The sequence below is a fragment of the Paracraurococcus ruber genome (assembly GCF_004353985.1).
Taxonomy (GTDB): Bacteria; Pseudomonadota; Alphaproteobacteria; order Acetobacterales; family Acetobacteraceae; genus Paracraurococcus; species Paracraurococcus ruber.
The window spans coordinates 1-1,685 of the sequence record NZ_SMOA01000540.1; the positions used below are offsets into that span (position 1 = coordinate 1).

General features: G+C 81.8%; 2 protein-coding genes and 1 pseudogene. All 3 read left to right on the forward strand.

Going from position 1 to position 1,685, the window contains the following annotated elements:
- On the forward strand, nt 1-370 hold a 370-nt coding region (locus tag E2C05_RS31580; protein WP_192912563.1), incomplete at its 5' end, for a prepilin-type N-terminal cleavage/methylation domain-containing protein.
- Nucleotides 367-960, forward strand: a complete 594-nt coding sequence (locus E2C05_RS31585; RefSeq protein WP_133223555.1) for a prepilin-type N-terminal cleavage/methylation domain-containing protein — start codon at nt 367-369, stop codon at nt 958-960. The genes E2C05_RS31580 and E2C05_RS31585, both read left to right, overlap by 4 nt.
- A pseudogene (locus E2C05_RS31590) lies at nt 957-1,685 on the forward strand (hypothetical protein); the annotation flags it as partial. The gene E2C05_RS31585 and the pseudogene E2C05_RS31590, both read left to right, overlap by 4 nt.

Here is a 1,685-nt window from a genome sequence, read left to right on the forward strand (position 1 = left end):
GGGCGGGCGACCCGGCCCGGTCGCCCGCCGCCGGCGGGCGCCGGGCTTCACCCTGGTCGAGGCGGTAGTGGCGCTCGCCATCCTGGGCGGCACCCTGGCCGCCATCCTGCCGCCGCTGGCCGCGGCGCTGGGCGCCCTGGGCGGGCGGGAGGCGGCGCTGGCCGACGCCATGCGGGCGCAATCCCTGCTGGAGGCGCATGCGCCGCCCGGCGCCACCCTGCCGGGCCGCTGGGAAGGGCCGGGCTGGCGCGTGCAGACCGGCCGTGGCGAGGAAGGCCCGCGCGGCGCGGTGCTGCGCCCGGTGCTGGTCCAGGCCGGCGGCGTGACGCTCGCCACCCTCCGCCCCGGGCCGCCGGAGGCGGCGCGATGACCCGCCCCGGCTTCACCCTGGTGGAGACGCTGGTCGGGCTGGTGCTGCTCGGCCTCGTCGCGGCGCTCGGCCTCGCCGGGCTCGGGCTGGTCGGCCGGGCCGGCGCCAGCGCGGCGCCGGATGCCGCCACCCTGCTGCTCGCCCAGGACCAGCTCCGGGCCAGGCTGGTCGGCGCGCTGCCGCTGCTGGCGGAAGGCCCGGGCGGCCTTCCCACCCTGCTCTTCGAGGGCGGGGCGGACCACCTGGCCTTCGTCGCGGACCTGCCGCCGCGCTTCGGCGTCGCCGGCCCCGCCTGGCTCGAGCTGCGTCGGGAGGAGGCGGGGCTGCTGCTGCGCTGGCGCCCCCTGGCCGGCGCCGCGTCGGGGGAAGGCGCGGCGGGCCGGCCGCTGGTCGCGGGCCTCGCCGGGCTGCGGCTACGCTATTTCGGCACCCCGCGCGGCGAGGATCCGCCGGGCTGGCGGGCCGACTGGTCGGGGGCGACGCGCCTGCCGCGGCTGATCGCGCTGGACGCCGAATTCCCGCCCGGCGATGCGCGGGCTTGGCCGGCCCTGGTCGTGGCGCCGCGCCTGGCGGCGGGGGGCGCGCCATGACCCCGCCCCATCTGGCCGCGGCCTTCGCCTGGTGGCGGGGGGAGCTGGCCGGGATGCTGCCCGCCGCCCTGCGCGCCCGCGGGCCGCGCCGGGTGGTGGACCTGCGCGGCGAGGCGCCGATGGTGGCCTGCCGCCGCCGCGGCGCCTGGCAGGCGGAGGCGCCGCTGGAGGAGGCCGCGCACCGGTTGCGGGCCGAGCCGACGCTGCTGCTGGCGGTGCCGGAGGGCTGGGTGCTGCGCCGGCGGCTGCGGCTGCCCGAGGCCGCCGAGGCGCGGCTGGCGGCGGTGCTGGACTTCGAGCTGGAGCAGCACATGCCCTTCGCCGCGGCCGAGACCGCCTGGTCCGCCCGCATCGCCCGCCGCCTGCCGGAGGAACAGCGGATCGAGGTGGAGGTGGCCATCCTGCCCCTGCGCCTGGTGGCGCCCGCCGCGGCGCGGCTGCGGACGGCGGGCCTGCGCGCCCCGCTGGTGGCGACCCCCGATCCGGCCCGGCCCTGGCCGGCGCTACGGCTCGACGCCCTGTCGCCCCCCGGGCGGCGCTGGCGGCCGCTCGCCGGGGCGGCGCTGGCCGCAATGGCCGGGCTGCTCGGCCTGCATCTCGCCTGGGACGGGCTGCAGCGGGAAGCGGCGATGGCGGCGGCGGTCGAGGCGCGGGCCGCCCCGGCGCGCGCCGGCGCCGAGCGGACGCTGCTGCTGGAGGCGGAGGTCGCGGCGCTCCGCGCCCGG